The organism is Kribbella deserti (assembly GCF_042434725.1).
GTDB classification, from domain to species: Bacteria; Actinomycetota; Actinomycetes; order Propionibacteriales; family Kribbellaceae; genus Kribbella; species Kribbella deserti.
The window spans coordinates 157,988-175,550 of record NZ_JBHLTC010000006.1; the positions used below are offsets into that span (position 1 = coordinate 157,988).

Consider the following 17,563-nt stretch of genomic DNA (forward strand, 5'->3'; position numbering starts at 1 on the left):
ACCTAGCCGCTGGCTATGTATGCCGACGGCTGCACACAGGCGTACGGCTCGCTGCGAAGACAAAGACGGACGGCTACCGTTCATCTTCCAGGCTAGCGGGAGCGAGACCCACTAGCAGCTTCGATCCCCGAGCCGCAGGCTCGACTGATCGTCGATACTCCAACCGAGACGCTGGTTCGGCTACTCCAAGGTGCCGGCGCTGAGTCGAGGGCGCCTATGTGGAGGGCGCAGGTCCCATGGCCACCGGAGTTCGCACGCAGACGCCACCTCCAGAAGCTGGTTTCTGCGGTTGCGCGACCGGCACAGCCTCGAGATGCCTCCCGGCGAGGCCGTCGACCGCGGCTGATGCACTGGATGGCGCCGGTTCGTGGCACTTCCGGTGTCGTGATGCGCAATGATGCACTGTGACGCATCGGCTGCTACAGACCGTGTGCCGTCTGTTCGGACGGCCTACACGGGCTCTTGCTGGCGGCCAACATTCATCGTCGAGTGAGCCTCGTAAGGAGCCTTGTGAGCACCCTCGGTAGTTTCATCTGGTCGATCGCCGACCAGCTTCGGGGACCCTACCGCCCCAACCAGTACGGCAACGTGATTCTCCCGCTCACGATCTTGCGCCGCCTCGACTGCATCCTCGAACCCGACCGTGAGGCGGTGCGCGGGCTGGCGGCTAAGTACGACAACCCCAACCGGCTCAAGAACGAGGTCAAGAAGGTCACTGGGCGGCCGTTCTACAACACTTCGAACTACTCGTTCGTCAACCTGCTCGAAGATGCCGACGGGTTGGCGGACAACCTTTCTGACTACATCGACCGGTTCTCGCCCGATGTTGACGTGTTTGAGTACTTCGACTTTAAGAAAGAGATCCTTGCCCTGGCGAAGGCGGGGCTCCTGCGCGAGGTCGTCACATCCTTCAAGGCCATCGACCTGCATCCGGACGTCGTCTCCAACGCCGACATGGGTGATGCGTTCGAGTACATCATCCGCAAGTTCAACGAGGCCGCGAACGAGACCTCCGGTGACCACTACACCCCGCGGGACGCGATTCGGCTGCTGGTCGACCTACTCTTCGCCGATAAGGACGCCGACCTGACCGAGGCAGGTATCGTCCGCACGCTGTACGACCCCACGGCGGGCACCGGCGGCATGCTCACCTTGGCTGAGGAGCACCTGCTCGCGCAGAACCCCGAAGCGAAGCTGAGCCTGTATGGCCAGGAGTACAACTCGCAGTCGTACGCGATCTGCAAGTCTGACCTGCTGGCCAAGGGCCACGATGCGACCAAGATCGCCTTCGGCAACACGCTCACCGACGACGCGTTCAAGGGCCGACAGTTCGACTTCTGCATGTCCAACCCTCCGTACGGCGTCGACTGGAAGCAGCACGCGAAGGCGATCATGAAGGAGCGCGGCGAAGCCGGTCCCAACGGCCGGTTTGCCCCCGGACTCCCGGCGACATCGGACGGGCAGATGCTTTTCCTGCTCCACCTGGTTCACAAGATGCGTGACCCCGAGGATGGCGGTGGCCGGGTCGGCATCGTAATGAACGGCTCGCCGCTCTTCAGCGGCGCCGCCGAGTCTGGCCCCTCCAACATCCGCAAATGGCTCCTCGAGGAAGACCTGGTCGAGGCGATCGTCGCGTTGCCGGCCAACATGTTCTTCAATACAGGCATCGCCACCTACATCTGGATCCTCGACAACATCAAGCAACCCGACCGTCAGGGCGTCGTCCAGCTCATTGACGGCACCTCGTTCTGGACCAAGATGCGCAAGAACCTAGGCTCCAAGAACCGTGAGCTCGGCGAGGATGATCGGGCCAAGATCGTCCGCTTACACGCCGACTTCACCGACGCCGACCCCGACTACTCCAAGGTGCTGCGCAACGACGAGTTCGGCTACTGGACTATCACCGTCGAGCGGCCCCTCCTCGACGAATCCGGCCACCCGGTCGTCGACCCCAAGGGCAAGCTCAAGCCGGACACCAAGAAGCGTGACACCGAGAACGTTCCGTTCACGTACGGCGGCTCGACCGCCGGTGCGTCCGGCAAGGTCGAGGTCATCAATGCGTACTTCGACGCCGAGGTGAAGCCGCACGTACCCGACGCCTGGATCGACTGGGCCAAGGTCAAGACCGGCTATGAGATCCCCTTCACTCGCCACTTCTACAAGTACATTCCACCCCGCCCCCTCGCCGAGATCGACGCCGACCTGGAGAAGCAGGTCGCCAAGATCCTCGACTTGCTGCGAGAGGTGGAACGGTGACGGGACCGCTCTGGGACGCCTTGCCGGACGGGTGGCGGGCGGGCCAGGTCAAGAACGCTGCGACCGTCACGCTCGGCAAGATGCTGCAGAGTAAGAACTCCGGCAATGATGTGCGTGCCCCGTACATGCGTGCTGCGAACGTGCAGCCCGACGGCGTGCTGGCCCTCGACGACGTGAACGAGATGTGGTTCAGCGACGCCGAGCTGGAACAGTTGAGCATCCGAGCAGGCGATGTTGTCGTCGTCGAGGGCGGCCAAGGCGGTTTCGGTCGTGCAGCGTATGTCGACGAGGATCTGGCGGGTTGGGGATTCCAGAACTCGATCAGCCGACTTCGGCCGATCGGTGACGTCGACGGCCGGTTCATCGCGTTCTATTTGATCGCATTGCGCGCTAGCGGCTTCATTCGCGCCTACTCCAACGTTGTCTCGATGCCGCACCTCACCGCGGAGAAGCTCGGGAGGATGCCGATGCCGATGCCGCGTGTGGAGGAGCAGCGCGCCATTGCCGATTACCTTGATCACGAGACCGCCCGCATCGACACGCTCATCGAGGAGCAGCAGCGCCTGATCGAGATGCTCCGCGAGCGTCGCCGGGCAGCGGTTGAGGAGGCGGTCGCCATCATCGCTACCAGCGGGGCGCGCCTGAAGCACCTCATTCGGTCGGTTCGGCAGGGGTGGAGCCCGCAGTGCTACTCGTGGCCAGCTGATGGTGTCAAGACGTGGGCCGTTCTCAAGGCTGGGGCGGCAAACGGCGGTCGTTTCCGTCCGATGGAGAACAAGGAGTTGCCGAAGGACGAGGTTCCGCGTCCCGACATCGTCGTAGCTCGAGGTGACCTCATCGTGGCGCGTGCCAATACACGTGAACTGGTCGGCAGCGCGGCAGTGGTCGAGGGCGACTTCCCGCGTCTGATGCTCTGTGACAAGCTCTACGCCTTCTCACTCGATGAGAGCCGAGCTGATTCGCGCTTTGTAGCGGCAGTACTCGGAAGCCGCAGATGGCGCGATCTGATCGAGTTGGAGGCGACCGGCGTGAGCCACTCGATGCTCAACATCACGCAGTCCAACATCGTGAACCTTCCGATGCCGTTGCCACCAGTGGATGAGCAGCGCAGCATCGTCGCCCACCTAAACAGTGAGACCGCTAAGACCGATCAGCTCATCGCGGAGACGGAACAGTTCATCCAACTCGCCCGTGAGCGTCGTACAGCGTTGATTACAGCGGTGGTGACGGGGCAGGCCGACGTACGGGAGATGACGTGATGGCTGATCACAATGAGATCGTTTTCGAGTCGGAGATCTGCGCGTACTTAGAGACTCACGGGTGGCTTTACTCGGTCGACGATACCGGCTATGACCGGGAGCGGGCGGTCTTTCCCGAGGACCTGTTTGCCTGGCTGGAGGAGACCCAGCAAGCGGCGTACGGGAAGGCCTTGAAGGCCGCGGGGACGAAGGAGAAATTCCTCGACGTGCTGACTACGGCGCTCGACAAGCCTCTTGAGCATGGTGGCGGGACGTTGAACATCCTGCGGAACGGCGTGCAGTACATCGGCGGTGGCCGCCTGAAGATGGCGCAATTCCGCCCTGAGACCAGCCTGAACGCGATCACCAACGAGCAATACACGGCGATGCGGGTGCGGGTGATGCGGCAGGTGCACTTCTCCACCGCGGACCAGCGCAGCATCGATCTGGTCTTCTTCGTCAACGGGCTCCCGGTCGCCACCGTCGAGCTAAAGACAGACTTTGCCCAGTCGCTCGATGAGGCAATCAAGCAGTACCGCAAGGACCGGCACCCGCAGACCAACGGACGGCCGGAGCCTCTGTTGTCGTTCGGGCATCGGGCGCTGGTGCACTTCGCGGTCTCCAACGACCTGGCCGCGATGACCACCCGGCTCGAGGGCGAGAAGACGCACTTCCTGCCGTTCAACGTCGGCCATGAGGCCGGCGCGGGGAATCCGCCTGGTAGCGAGGGGAGATCGGCGACCGCGTACCTATGGGAGCGGGTCTGGGAGAAGCACGCCTGGCTCAACATCATCGGGCGGCTGATGATCGTCGAGACCAAGGAGGAGTGGGACGTCAGCACGGGCACGTCGGTGCGGCGCACGAGCATGCTCTTCCCTCGGTTTCACCAGTGGGAGGCCGTGACGAACATCGTGGCGGCAGTGCGCGAGGAGGGGGTGGGGCATCGCTACCTGATCGAGCACTCGGCAGGGTCTGGGAAGACGAACACCATCGCCTGGACCGCGCACCGGCTCGCACGCCTGCACGTGAACAATGACAAGGTCTTCGACTCGGTGATCGTGGTCGTGGATCGCACCGTGCTCGACGGGCAGCTCCAGGACGCGATCCGGCAGATCGACGGTTCGACGAAGATCGTGGCCACGATCAGCCCGGAGGACGTTCGCAAGGCGGGGGCGAAGTCGAAATCCGGGCTGCTGGCGACCGCGTTGAAGGACGGCGAGCTGATCATCGCGGTGACTGTGCAGACCTTCCCGTTCGCCCTAGACGAGATCCGGGTCGACTCGTCATTGAAGGGGCGGCGGTTCGCGGTGATCGCGGATGAGGCGCATTCCTCGCAGTCCGGCCAGATCTCCTCCAAGCTCAAAGCTGTGTTGACTGCGGAGGAGGTCAAGGAGATCGAGGAGGGTGGTGCGGTCGATGTCGAGACAATTCTGGCCTCGGAGATGACTGAGCGGGCCGAGTCGCAGAACATCTCCTACTTCGCGTTCACGGCCACGCCGAAGAACAAAACCCTGGAGCTCTTCGGCCGCAAAGGCAATGGCGGGAAGCCGGTCGAGTTCCACCTCTACTCGATGCGACAGGCGATCGAGGAGGGCTACATCCTCGACGTGCTCAGGGGGTATCAGAGCTACGACACCGCCCTAAAGATCGACGGCAACGCCGAGAGCCGCGGCGGCGAGGTTGAGGAAGTCGCAGCGCGTAAGGGCCTGATGCGGTGGGTGAAGCTGCACCCAACCAACATCAGCCAGAAGGTACAGATCATCGTCGAGCACTTCCACATCAACGTTGCCCATCTGCTGGAGGGCAAAGCGAAGGCGATGGTCGTAACCGACTCGCGCAAGGCCGCGGTCAAGTACAAGAAGGCGATCGACGCCTACATCGCCAAAAGGGCGATCGAGGACGCCACATACACGTACCGCACACTGGTGGCCTTCTCCGGCTCGGTGACGATGGCTGAGGACGAGGTGTGGGCGTCGGAATGGGGGCCGCAACCGAGCCAGGATGACGAGTTCACTGAGGCCAACCTCAACCCCGGCGCCGGTTCGGACCTAGCCGCTGCCTTTAAGGGCGCCACGTACAAGATCATGCTGGTCGCCAACAAGTTCCAGACGGGGTTCGACCAGCCGCTGCTCTCGGCGATGTACGTTGACAAGAAGCTTTCGGGGGTCACCGCAGTACAGACGCTCTCTCGGCTGAACCGCACCCATCGCACTGCGGGTGGAGAGCAAAAGCGCAAGACCTTCGTCATCGACTTCGTGAACAAGCCTGAGGACATCCGGACTGCGTTTGAGCCTTATTTCACCAACGCCACCCTAGAGACCGAGACGGACCCGTACGTCGTCATTCACCTGGCCGAAAAGCTTGCACAGCAGGGTATCTACACGCCAGAGCAGGTTCGTGAGGTCGCCGGGCTGTGGGTTGCCCGGAAGGGAAACAACGCGCTCTCGGCTGCAATCAGCCCGGCCAAGAACAACTTCGCGCGCCGGTACGCGGCTGCGATTGAGGCTGACGACAAGCTCACCCTCAACACCCTTGACTTATTCCGCAAAGATGTCTCGACCTACGTTCGGCTCTACGACTTCATGAGCCAGATCATCGACTACAGCGAGCCGTACATGGAGATGTTGTCGATCTTCCTGCGGCTCCTGGAAAAGGTCATCGCAGACTCATCATGGGCGGCCGAGGTCGACCTCTCCGACGTCGTCCTGGTCGGGGTCAAGCACAGCAAGGGCATCGCCGTCGATATCTCGCTGACAGGTGACGGCGAACTTAAGGGCATCGGCGGCGCGGGCACCGGCACTCGGAAGGAGCCGAAGTACGTCGCACTCCAGATCGTCATCGATAAAATGAACGACCTTTTCGGCGCCGAGTCGTTCGCCGAATCTCAAATTCGTGAGTTCGTGCTGGGCCTGGTGCAGCGGCTGTTGGCCTACCCGGACCTGGTCAACCAGACCAAGGTGAACTCGAAGAAGCAGTTTATGGAGTCGCAAGACTTCCAGGCAGCGGTTAGTGAGGCGGTCGTCGACAACCAGGAGGCCCACAACACCATGGCCGACTACTTCTTCAGCGACGGATCTGGCATCAACGCTGTCATCGTCGCGCTAGCGGACGCCTTCTACGAGGCCGCGATCGATCAACAGTCGGATATGTAAGCAGCCTGGTCCCGGACGGGAATCATGCCGCCCGTTCCAGCTCGAAGCAAAGACGGCCCATCGCCTGCCGTCGGCAGGTCCACCCCACGTGACCCCGCGAGCCTGTCGTTAAGTTGCTGGGCCGGGCATCGCAGAATTGAGTCGGGAATCCCCCGGATCAGCTAGGAGCTCGGGTGCCACGAAGAGCTGTGCGAACGATCAAAGAGATCACATCCCGTCTGGAGCGAGGCTTCGAGGGCCCAACGCGTGTCCTTGCTTATCGAGACCTGTTCGATCGCCTGAACGAGGCTGTTGTGGAGGATCTGGCTGAGGCCGGTCTGGATCGAGAGTCGCTGCGAAAGGACCACCGCCCCTGGCCCGCTGACAGTTTTGTATCGAACGCCAGCTTCTCCGACATCGTGCTTCTCAACGACGAGGGGGCGCCGCTTCTCCTGGTGGAAGTCAGCGCTTTGCTAAGTTCGCCGGCCAGGAACATGAGGAATCGGCTGAACGAGGCCGTCGCCAGCGCAACGAGTATTCGATGGTCGTTCGACGGTCCCGGGCGGGCTCCGTTCAAGCCCTGTGTTGCGTTGGTCTTCATTCTCGACGGGACAGCAGTCGATGTCCCACAGACACCAAAGTCGTACGACTCTTTCACCGCTCGGCGTCGTGAAGTTGCTCTGGAGCTTGCGAGATCTACGTTCTCGAGGCTCCTTGCCGACGGGTTGGTCGACGCGGTTTGCTTCTTGCTCGCCGATCGGGAGCGGATGGAGGTCACGGAGCCTTACGAAGCCTTCTCGTTTGAGCAGTTTGTCGGCAGCATCGAGGATGCTTTCCAGGGAGCTCAAGATCGACGGGTCGACCCGCAGTTCGGTGCCTACGGTTTGGGTCGGGCATTCGCCCTGGGGGACGTCGAAGGAGTCGTCTCCGGCCTGACCTCGACTCCCTCCGGGTTGTCAGCTGTCGAGGGCGCGGTCGTTCGGGATCGTCGAAGTGTCGTTGCGCGCCTACAGACGCTGGCCCTGGCGGACGAGGTAAATGAAACGGCGATGCACAAGGCAATCGGCAAACGCTACTGGCTGTTCGGTGGCCAGTACGTTGGAGTGGCAGACCGGCGGTCATTGATGCCCCTCGATCAGTACGACATACCGCTGCTGTGTGCAGACGGCAGCCTTGAGGTGATCGAGCTGAAGGGCCCGGAGGTCGATATCGTTCGCTGGCACCGAAACCATCTGATCGTCACCGACGAAGTACACGAAGCGGTCAGTCAATGCCTTAACTACTTGCGTTCCCTCGATGAGGTGGGCCCCGCACTGACGATGCAGTACAGGTCTGAGCTGGGCATCGATTTCGATCTGCGCAGAGCCAAGGGGACCGTCATCGTGGGACATCCCGACCGCGCCTCACGATCGGGTGCGTCGAAAGTCCAGTTGGAGCAGACGATTCGCTCGTACAACGCGCACCTCAGCCGACTCCAGGTCCTCACTTACGCCGATCTGCTCGACAGCGCCGAACGTACATTGCGGTTCGCCTCTGAATGATCGAACCCAGCCGGAGTAAGCCACGCGTTCTCGGGAACCACTTGGTAGCTGCGGTTGAAAGTCAACATCGGGCACGGTCGCCAAGCCAGAGTCTCGCACCGGAGGAGTCGTCCCCTTGAGCTAACGTCCGCCTCGCGGCCGCTGACTCCTCGGATCCTCGGCGGACACGTAAGTCGTTCGAGCGCCGCGGCCGCCCGGCGGCCGGGGATGGCGGCGCGAGTGACAGTCGTAGTAGAAGCGGCGACATTCGGCTGTCTGAGGTGGTGCGCCGAGCAGACTCGTGGAATCAAGCCACCGACGACGTCAGCGAAGAGGACGCCGTGCCGCTGCTCGCCATCCATCGCAGCAAGTGGCTTGGTACCACACTGTGTTCTCCCTTGGGACGGCCGACGATCAGTGGTGGGCCACGCGAGACACACGATCGAATCAACCAAGACGTTCTTCGTTGGCACGTCCCGCGCGGCTGAGCAATTGATCTTCACAAGGTGATATCGCGGGGCTGCGCGCATGGACGCGGGCGGAGCCGCCAGAGGTCTAGGTGGGCGGGAGCCGGACGTAGCGAGCGCCACAAGGAAGCGACTGCAACACGCGTGGGAAGAAGGCCCGGCAAAGCGGTCGGTTGGCCACCTTGAAGGTGCCCGTGCGGGCATATCTGCTGGTCAGAGAGCCCACGCGGGGACTCGAAATCCCCAACCGCTATAGCAAGTTAACGCCGTCGTGGTGCCTAATCCGGGGCGCCGACGGGTTGTCGAGGGCATCCATGGTTCTGATGGCGAAGGCCTCAATGGGGATGAGGCTGGGCACTTCGTCCTTGGTGACCCAGCGGGTGTCTTTCGTTTCTGGGCCAGTTGTGGGGTCTCCAGAAATCGCTCGTGCTCGGAACACGAAGTTGATCACGCCGAGGGACATGTTCTTGTAGATCCCGGTCAGGTTCTCCAGCTCAACGACGATGCCGGTCTCTTCGAGGACCTCGCGGATGGCACCCTCCTCGATCGTCTCGTTCAACTCGAGGAATCCGCCAGGCGCTTCCCATCGGCCGTTGTCGTTTCGCTGTATTACAAGGCCTCGGCCTTGTTCGTCGATCGCTACCGCGGACACGCCGATCCGGTGGAGGGGGATCTCATTCACCGGGAAACTCCCTCGAGGTAGGCGATTGTGGCGTCGTCGGATTGCTTGATCCTCGGGTAAGTCTGCGTTGTTGGATCGTCTGCCTCGATCCTCCGTATGGACTCCAGCAGAGCGGTCGGCCCTGAGGTGGCTAGCAGGTCGAGGAGACCATGCCAGTCCGTTAGGCGATAGGTGTCGACTGCGGCAGAGGCGCCGTCACTCATCAACGCTGCGCGCCACGTGCTTCCGGCCGGCAGCTTCTCCGTCCCATGGTGAGCTTTGAGCGCAGCTTCGGGATTGGACGCGGCTACCCAGAAACCCTCGTCGACATTGCGGAAGCTTCGTTGAGCGTCAACCAGTGCAGCGATCCGTCGAGGACGGTCTGGGTCGGTTGCGGTTGTCCGGAGCACAGCGTCACGCAGATCGCAGTTGGTTCGGAATAGTCGATCATCAGAAATCGTCGTGAGACCGGCGGGCGTCTCGAGCACCAATGTGGCATCACCTAGGACGAGCCAGTCGACAGCGTCCGTACGGTCGCGAAGCATCACCACCGTTGACGAAGGTGTGCCTGGATGGAGGGGATCGCACGTCGCTCCGTGGGCAGATGCCGTGGACTGAATCGCTTCTCGCAGAACGCCGACAAGGTCAGTCTCAGGCGAGTGGATATGAGCCGCGACGGCTCTGGCGGTTAGTTCCCGTGAGTACCACCGAGGATCATGCACGCAGCCGGTTCCGAGACTCGCCGGAGCAGTGGCGCCGTCGGCAACTATCACCAGGTCGGCCACGGCCGCGAATGAGTCCTCATTGAGCTTCTCGTACGAGCCCGGCCAAGATGCGATGTGAGCGTCGATCACTCAGTTTGGCCTTCCGGCTCGTCGGTCCAGTCGTATCGAAGGCGCCACTGGTGGCCCGGCATCACATGTCTGGTCACCGCGACAGGCCGGTTCTCTTTGTCCGATGCAACGAAGAGGATCTCGAAGACGGGCTGATTCGGCTCGATCTCCAGAAAGCGGGCTTCGCCGCTGGTCGCACCGCGGCACGTCACGTCCTCGGTGAAGTGCACCGGGCCTCGACCAACATCGGCCAAGCGTGAGTACGTTCCGCCTGGGCCAGTGTTCTCTTCGGTGACGCCGGCCTTCTCAGCGAGCTCGCTGGACAGGTAGGTATCAGCGATCTGAACTGGAAGCTCATTCGCGAAGTATCTGCGCCTACGAACGACGAGTTCGCAGCCAACCTCGACATTGAGCAACTCGGCTGTTTGTTCCGATGCCGGCACTCTCTCCACGGACGCGGTCCAGCTGGGATCGAGCCCGAGGCGCCGGAGCTCCACGTCGTACGCACCACGTCCGGCATCGCGGGCGCCGTGTCGACGGGTCGCGACGCGGGTGATCACCGGAACGGAGCGAACGAAGGCTCCTCTACCGCGGCGAACCTGCACGAGCCCTTCGCTGCGAAGGACGCCGACCGCGCGGTTGATCGTCACTCGCGAGACGTCGAACTCGCGCGACAACTCCGGCTCGCTCGGCAGAGGGGAGCCGGGCGCGTGCACTCCGCGCCGGATCCGGTCGCGCAGGATGTCGGCGATCTGAGCGAAACGGGGTCGCGGCGCCTCGATCTGATTCATCCCACTCTCCCTTCAGCCGTAGCGGCCATCGTAACGGCCGCCATCCTTCATCGGATGTCATACGTCCTGTTGACAAGTGATCTCTCAAGACACAGGATGTCTTACATCTTTCATCACAGAAGGTGAGAATCACGATGCAGAGGGTGGATAGATCAGAGCCGGCGGCATGTACGGCCGTCGGAGGGCGCCTGCTGCGGGGTTGTGGGAGCTCGATTCCATCCCCAAGCGACGGTGGGGCGGCGTCGGGGCCTCCTGTTCATTGACCGCGGGTGCGCCTAGCACCCGGTGCGGGACGTTCGCCGCCAGCACTCGCCGGCTGCGAAGCGTGGCCCGTGTGTTCCGAAAAGTCGCCATTGACCTGGGCGCTTTGTCGGCGTCGAGCGCGTTAGCGGACAAGCGCTCCGCAGACACACCCGGTGGTGCCGCTCGGCTGCAGTCGCGCGGCCGATCGCACTGGACGGATCGAAGGAAGGAGGTGAACGCAATGACGAACGAGACGGAGCAGTACGTGTCGCCGCAGCTGGTTGAGCTGGGCGAGACCTCTGAGGTGACGCTCGGCAAGTACGCCGAGGACAGCCAGGACCAGGGCCGGTACTTCTCGTAGATCCAGGTTGGTGGCGGCTCGCCCCTATGCGGGTCGCCACCTTCCTCCAGTTGCGCTGGAGATGGTGGATATGTGGATCGCAGGAAACGTGATCGACGCGGCGCCGGTCGGCTCAACGATGGTTTGGGGCGGCCGGAGACCGGTGTGGTTGGTAGACGAGCAGTCACATCGATGGCGAGTGGTGGACGACGGTGGTTGCCGGCTGCTTGTTGCTGGTGACTGCTACGCAAATGACGTTGACCTACGTGAAGGACTTGAGGCAGTTCGCCGTGAGGACTGGCGAGCGCTCACTATCTGGCCGGGCTCGTACTGGGTGGTGGCTGACAACGGCGAGACCTGCGTCGTTCTCACCGATGTGACGGGATCGCGGCCGGTGTACTTCGCTCCGTGGCGCGGCACGATGGCGTGGGCCACGGCTGTGACGCCGTTGGCCGAGCTGACCGGTGCCGCTTTGGACCTGGTCTCGGTCATTGCGCGGATGGCCTGCGCGACGATTCCGGAGATCACAGGCAACGCAACCAGCCACGAGCGGGTTCAGCGGCTGCCCGGCGGACACGCACTGATCATCAAGGCTGGCCGCCCGGCCCAAGTGCTGAACTACGAACTCGACAGGCAGGAACAATCGTTCGACCAGGCCGCAACCGCGCTACGTGGCGCACTTGTCGACGCGGTGACGGCGCGGACCGCCTCCGTACGTCGGGTGTCCGCAGATCTATCAGGCGGCCTGGATTCGACCAGCCTGGCGTTCCTGGCCGCTGAGAACGTCTCCGAAGTGCTGGCAGTGACGCGGGACGATCCGGCCGCTCCGAGCGATGACATCACCTACGCCACCCGCATCGCGCAGCATCCACACCTGACACATCTGGTGGTGCGCGACGGTGGCAACGGCTTGTTCTTCGACCGACTCGTGCAGGCGCCGCGGACAGATCAGCCGTTCACCGATGCCGCACGCTGGTCGATGCGCCATACCTTTCACTCTCGTGTGCTTGAGCGCGGTACCGACCTGCACCTGACCGGCTCCGGCGGCGACGCCATCTTGACCGCCGCACCGACGTACCTCGCCGACCTAGTGAAACCGTCGTCGCTCCCGGCGCTTCTACGGCATGCGTCGACACGGGCAAGATTGCGGCAACAGTCGATGTCGTCAGTGATTGCTGACGCTGTCCGGTTGTCGCGCACCGGGCACCGCCAGGCGCTCCTCGAGCTGGCCACGTCGATCGAATTCCCGGAACCTGCCTGGGAACGTACCAGCGGCAGAAGCCTCCGCTGGTACACGCCGATGAGTCTGGTGACTTGGATGCCGTTGGAAGTTCGCCGCGAACTGGCGAGCCGGGCACGTGCCGCAGCCGATAGCGGACCGGTCGACGATGTCTCGATGAGTGTCCGGCGAGCCAGGGACGAACTGCGCGAGTTCGGCGCCTATCAAGCTGAGCTGACCGCGCAGCTTGAAGCAACAGGCCTGCCCGCCCATGCGCCGATGCTGGATAACAGCATGGTTCGGGCCTGTCTCTCGGTGGCACCGCACCTTCACCAATCGCCCACTACCCAGAAGCCGCTCCTAGGCGCCGCGCTGCGAGGCGTCGTACCGGAGTATCTGCTGCGTCGGCCGACGAAGGGTGGCTACAACGGCAACGCCTACGCAGGTGTACGTCGCAACGCGGACACCCTCCGAGCATTGCTCGAAAGCTCGACGCTTGCTCGTGCAGGGTTGATCGACCTTAGTCCCGCACGCGCTGAGCTTGGACGAATTGCCGCGGGCGCCCCAGGCCGCTTGGCGAGCCTGGAAGCGTTCATCACCACCGAGTTGTGGCTGAACGCTCTGACCACCACCTCCACTCCACCGGCATGGGAATCGCGGCAGGCGGTGGCTCGTGGCTGATACGCGCATCGGCGAGTACCGGCTTCCGCCGTACGTCTACGCCTCCATCACTGCCGACGGGGCGATGCTGCTCGACACCCGCAGGAGGGGAACATGGTTCACCGTCAATCCCGCTGGGGCGCGCCTACTCCATCTGCTCCGGGACGGGAAAACCCTCGACCAGGCCGTCACCGCGCTCGCCGAGTTCTACCGGGCCGACCGAACCACGCTCTGGATCGACATGGCCGGTCTCGCCGCCGAACTCATCCGACGCGAATTGCTACAGCAATCTGCCCAGGAGAGCCGAACATGACCAGCGTCAAGATGGCCATCGAGCCGACCACGGTCACCGCGCCGCTGCACTACCGGGCTATGGCGCTGCCCGTGCTGTTGGTCGCCAGCCTGCTGGCTCGCCGCTCGCCACTTCGTATCACCCTGGGCTTCGCCAAGGCGGTGAAACGTGTGGTCAGTCGCCGCCCCGCGACACGGGCCAGGGTGGAGCTTGTGCTGGCGGCGCGGGATTGGGCCGCGGCACGATTCCCCGGACGCTCAGCCTGTATGGAAGCTTCCCTGGCAGCTTTCCTGCTCACCGCACTCACCGGCCGCAGCGTCGACTGGTGTATCGGTTGCCGGTTCCAGCCCGCCGAATCCCACGCCTGGATCGAGACCGGGCTGAGGCCTGTCGGCGAGCCAACCACCCCAGACCGCCCGTTCCACGTCACGATCCGAATCTGACCATGACCACCGAAAGGCAAGCCGTGTCCGACCTCATCGCAGCCGCCGTGCAGACGGTGCCCCGCGAGCACTACACCGACCATGCGGAACTCGGCTCGGTACCGCAGTCGACCGCCCAACACGCCATCGAGCGGGACCTTGGCCGTGCCGGCGTCGAGCGTGGCATGCGAGTGATGGAGATCGGCACAGGAACCGGCTACACCGGTGCCCTGCTCGCTGAGATGGTCGGCCCCGAGGGGCACGTTGTGTCCATCGATATCGACCCCGAGCTGTCCGACCGGGCCGCGAAGCTGCACGCGGAGCGCGGTCTATCGAACCTCACGCTAGTGACAGCGGATGGGCGCCAAGGAGCGGCGGACCACGGCCCGTACGACGTGATCCTCGGATGGGCGAGCCCGACCCACATCCCACAAGCGTGGCTTGACCAGACCCGCCCCGGTGGACGAATCGCTACGCCGATCTATCTAGCGCCCGTGGCCCGGGCAGTTGGCCATGTCGTCGTGGCCATCACCGATTCGCATGAACCAGCACAGCCGATCCTCGGGCCTGCGGTGTACGTCGACATGGGTGGCATACCGAACCGGACCCTAGGGCTTCCCATGTTCTATGCCGACGCCAGCAACGGCGACACCGACGCCCCCGCGTACGTGTCGATCGCCTGGCGTGACTCCGCTCGACCAGGCGATGCTCAGGCCACCCTGGCAATGCTGCATCAGCCGAACTTGGTCCAGGCCTCAGTCTTCTCCGACGACGAACGCGAGCAGGCCACCCGTTGGCACGACTTCCGCTCCTACTGCATCGCCCGCAGCAGCGGCGACGGCTCCAACCTCACCGTCTACGGCACCGGCGCCCCGGGCTGGATCCTTTCGATCGGCTTCAGCAGCTCCCGCAACGCCGCGGTACTAACGCAAGACGGCCAGCTGATCGCTAACAGCGAAAACTCCCCAGCCCTCATGAAGCTGCGCGAGTTTATGAGCGACTGGCATAACGCCGGCAAACCAGGTCTCGAGTTACTTCGGGGCCGACTGGTTCGGCAGGACCCAGGCTGGGCAGTCAGTCCCGAATGGCGGGCTGTACCCCCTCCGGCTGGCCAGCTGCGAACAGATGCACTGCCCGGTCTACCCCTCCCCACCGAACAACGGTGACTACCAGCGATGGGACTGAGCAAACGCTGAAGTTGGCGTGCCGGGGCGGATGCGCGAGGTACATGCATCCGCCCCGGCGGCTCGATGATGCGACGCCGGCGAGGATGCTCAGGGCCTGGCTGGTGTGAGGCGGTCCCAGGCGCGGTGCAGGCCGAGGGCGGCGAAGAGCTCGGTGGTGTAGGGCTTGGCGATCGTTTCGCTGAGCAGGATGCCCGGGGCGGTGGTGTCGATACCGGCCGCCGTCAGCACCTGGTCGCCGTCCCCCCAGGCTCCGATCACCTTGCAATGCCTGAACATCTCGCCGAGCAGGACGGTCAGCTTGAGATCCTGCAGCGAAGGGTTGCCCGCGGCAACGAGGATCGCGTCGTACTCGATGGAGCGGGTGGTCAGGAACGTGCGTTCGACGGTCAGCGTCGACCTGGCTCTCCTGATTGTGCCGCCGAAAGGAGCGACCAGCCGCAGTACGGCGCCTTGAGCCTCGACCGATCGACGAAGTTTGCTGATCCCGGGCAGATCGGCTCCATCGGCCGCGACCACACCGATGACTCGGCCGGCGATCGGGCCGGGGACGGTGACGATCTGCGAAAGCGCGGGAGACGGTACGACGTCCGCAGCCGGCATACCTTTGGGCGCGGGCAGGCCGAGTCCGGCAGCGACGGCCGTGCAGAGTTCGGTGTCGACGTTGGCCAGTACGCCGAGCATCCGTTCGCGGATCGGCTGCTCGTAGCACTTGCCGAGTTCGAAGGTGAAGGCCTCGATGATGTGCGCGCGTTCGATTTCGGTCATGCTGGCGTAGAAGAGGGTGGCCTGGGAGAAGTGGTCGGCGAACGATGCCGGGTTCTCGCGTACCTTCGGTCCGTTCACTTCGCGCGGTACGTGCACGAAGGCGCCCTCGCTCACCTCGGCGGGCACCGGCTCGCCCTCAGCGCCGAGACTGTTCGGCAGGTACGGCGCTATGCCCTGGTGCACCGCGGATTGGTGCATCCCGTCGCGCAGGTTGTCGTTCACGGCCGCATGGGGGCAGTTGATCGGCAGCTGGGTGAAGTTGGGTCCGCCGAGCCGGGTCAGCTGGGTGTCGAGGTAGGAGAAGAGCCGGGCCTGCATCAGCGGGTCGTCGGTCACCTCGATGCCGGGGACCAGGTTGCCGGTATGGAAGGCGACCTGTTCGGTCTCGGCGAAGAAGTTGGTCGGGTTGCGGTCGAGGGTGAGCTTGCCGACGAGCTGTACCTCGCAGAGCTCTTCGGGAACGATCTTGGTCGGATCGAGCAGGTCGATGCCTTCGAAGGTCTGGTCCGCGGAGTCGGGCATGATCTGCAGGCCGAGCTCGTACTCCAGTGGTGCTCCTGCATCGATGCCGTCGGCCAGATCGCGGCGGTGGAAGTCCGGGTCTGCTCCGGCCGCGATCTGCGCCTCTTCCCAGACCAGCGAGTGGATGCCGGCCACCGGCTTCCAGTGGAACTTGACCAGGCAGGTCTCGCCCTTGGCGTTGACGAGTCGAAAGGTGTGAACGCCGAAGCCCTCCATCGTGCGATAAGAGCGCGGGATCCCGCGGTCGGACATCGCCCACATCACGTGGTGGGTGGCCTCGGTGTGCAGTGAGACGAAGTCCCAGAAGGTGTCGTGGGCAGTCTGCGCCTGCGGGATCTCGCGGTCCGGGTGCGGCTTGCCGGCGTGGATGATGTCGGGGAACTTGATTCCGTCCTGGATGAAGAAGACCGGCATGTTGTTGCCAACCAGGTCGAAGTTGCCCTCGTCGGTGTAGAACTTCACCGCGAAGCCGCGGACGTCGCGCACGGTGTCGGCCGAGCCGCGGGAACCGAGCACAGTGGAGAACCGGACGAAAACCGGCGTCTCTCGGCCGCGCTGCAGGAAACCGGCCTTGGTCGCCGAACCGGCATTGCCGTACGCGGTGAACGTGCCATGGGCCGCCGCGCCCCGCGCGTGCACGACCCGCTCGGGAATCCGCTCGTGGTCGAAGTGAGTGATCTTCTCCCGCAGATGGAAGTCGTCCATCAGGCTCGGGCCGCGCGGTCCGGCCTTCAGGGAGTGGTCAGTGTCCGGCAGCCGGACGCCTTGCGCGGTGGTGAGCAGCGAACTCGTCTGCAGTCGGCCCTCGGCCGCCTCGACCGGCTGCTGCTCAGTCTGCCGAGCGGGAGCCGCAGGGGCTGCGCTCGCTCGACGAGGAGCACTGGAAGCTTTGCGTTTCGGGGCCATGGTTCTCCAGGTGATCGATGCAGTCGATCCCTGGTACCCACTGCGTACACGTCCACCCCTGGGCCGACTCAGCGACGGACCGGATCGACGGCCCGGTGGTAGGTATCGAC

General features: G+C 63.7%; 11 protein-coding genes. 8 read left to right on the top strand and 3 right to left on the bottom strand.

Annotation, left to right across the window (positions count from 1 at the left end; genetic code table 11):
- The first annotated feature begins 510 nt into the window (after nt 1-510).
- The 4 genes from ACFFGN_RS06175 (at nt 511) to ACFFGN_RS06190 (ending at nt 8,166) form a co-directional block, all read left to right on the top strand.
- Complete coding sequence (locus ACFFGN_RS06175) at nt 511-2,256, top strand: type I restriction-modification system subunit M (RefSeq protein WP_380044341.1); 1,746 nt, start codon at nt 511-513, stop codon at nt 2,254-2,256.
- A complete protein-coding gene (locus tag ACFFGN_RS06180; RefSeq protein ID WP_380044342.1) occupies nt 2,253-3,515 on the top strand; it encodes a restriction endonuclease subunit S in 1,263 nt (420 codons plus the stop codon). Before ACFFGN_RS06175 ends, ACFFGN_RS06180 begins: the two co-directional genes overlap by 4 nt.
- Nucleotides 3,515-6,646, top strand: a complete 3,132-nt coding sequence (locus ACFFGN_RS06185) for a type I restriction endonuclease subunit R (RefSeq protein WP_380044550.1) — start codon at nt 3,515-3,517, stop codon at nt 6,644-6,646. The genes ACFFGN_RS06180 and ACFFGN_RS06185 overlap by 1 nt, the downstream gene beginning before the upstream one ends.
- Before the next feature lie 188 nt (nt 6,647-6,834).
- Nucleotides 6,835-8,166, top strand: coding sequence for a Shedu anti-phage system protein SduA domain-containing protein (locus tag ACFFGN_RS06190; protein WP_380044343.1), 1,332 nt, complete (start codon nt 6,835-6,837; stop codon nt 8,164-8,166).
- 696 nt (nt 8,167-8,862) lie between these two features.
- On the opposite strand, the gene ACFFGN_RS06195 is transcribed toward ACFFGN_RS06190, so the two are convergent.
- Together ACFFGN_RS06195 and ACFFGN_RS06200 are read right to left on the bottom strand one after the other, a co-directional pair.
- Nucleotides 8,863-9,294, bottom strand: coding sequence for an NUDIX hydrolase (locus tag ACFFGN_RS06195; protein ID WP_380044344.1), 432 nt, complete (start codon nt 9,292-9,294; stop codon nt 8,863-8,865).
- An 829-nt stretch (nt 9,295-10,123) separates the two neighbouring features.
- Nucleotides 10,124-10,897, bottom strand: a complete 774-nt coding sequence (locus tag ACFFGN_RS06200; protein WP_380044345.1) for a GntR family transcriptional regulator — start codon at nt 10,895-10,897, stop codon at nt 10,124-10,126.
- Nucleotides 10,898-11,511: 614 nt separating this feature from the next.
- Here ACFFGN_RS06200 and ACFFGN_RS06205 point away from each other — a divergent pair.
- From ACFFGN_RS06205 to ACFFGN_RS06220, 4 genes are read left to right on the top strand one after another with little or no spacing between them, the layout of a single operon-like run.
- Entirely contained in the window at nt 11,512-13,380 is a 1,869-nt protein-coding gene (locus ACFFGN_RS06205) for an albusnodin/ikarugamycin family macrolactam cyclase (RefSeq protein WP_380044346.1), read from the top strand.
- The gene (locus ACFFGN_RS06210) at nt 13,373-13,672 is read left to right on the top strand and encodes a PqqD family peptide modification chaperone (protein ID WP_380044347.1); all 300 of its coding nucleotides are present in this window, start codon (nt 13,373-13,375) and stop codon (nt 13,670-13,672) included. Before ACFFGN_RS06205 ends, ACFFGN_RS06210 begins: the two co-directional genes overlap by 8 nt.
- A complete protein-coding gene (locus tag ACFFGN_RS06215) occupies nt 13,669-14,094 on the top strand; it encodes a lasso peptide biosynthesis B2 protein (protein WP_380044348.1) in 426 nt (141 codons plus the stop codon). Before ACFFGN_RS06210 ends, ACFFGN_RS06215 begins: the two co-directional genes overlap by 4 nt.
- 2 nt (nt 14,095-14,096) lie before the next feature.
- Entirely contained in the window at nt 14,097-15,239 is a 1,143-nt protein-coding gene (locus ACFFGN_RS06220) for a protein-L-isoaspartate O-methyltransferase family protein (RefSeq protein WP_380044349.1), read from the top strand.
- A gap of 108 nt (nt 15,240-15,347) precedes the next feature.
- Here ACFFGN_RS06220 and ACFFGN_RS06225 read toward each other — a convergent pair whose 3' ends face one another.
- On the bottom strand, nt 15,348-17,453 hold the full coding sequence (locus ACFFGN_RS06225) for a catalase (RefSeq protein WP_380044350.1): 2,106 nt from the start codon (nt 17,451-17,453) through the stop codon (nt 15,348-15,350).
- Nucleotides 17,454-17,563: the final 110 nt, after the last annotated feature.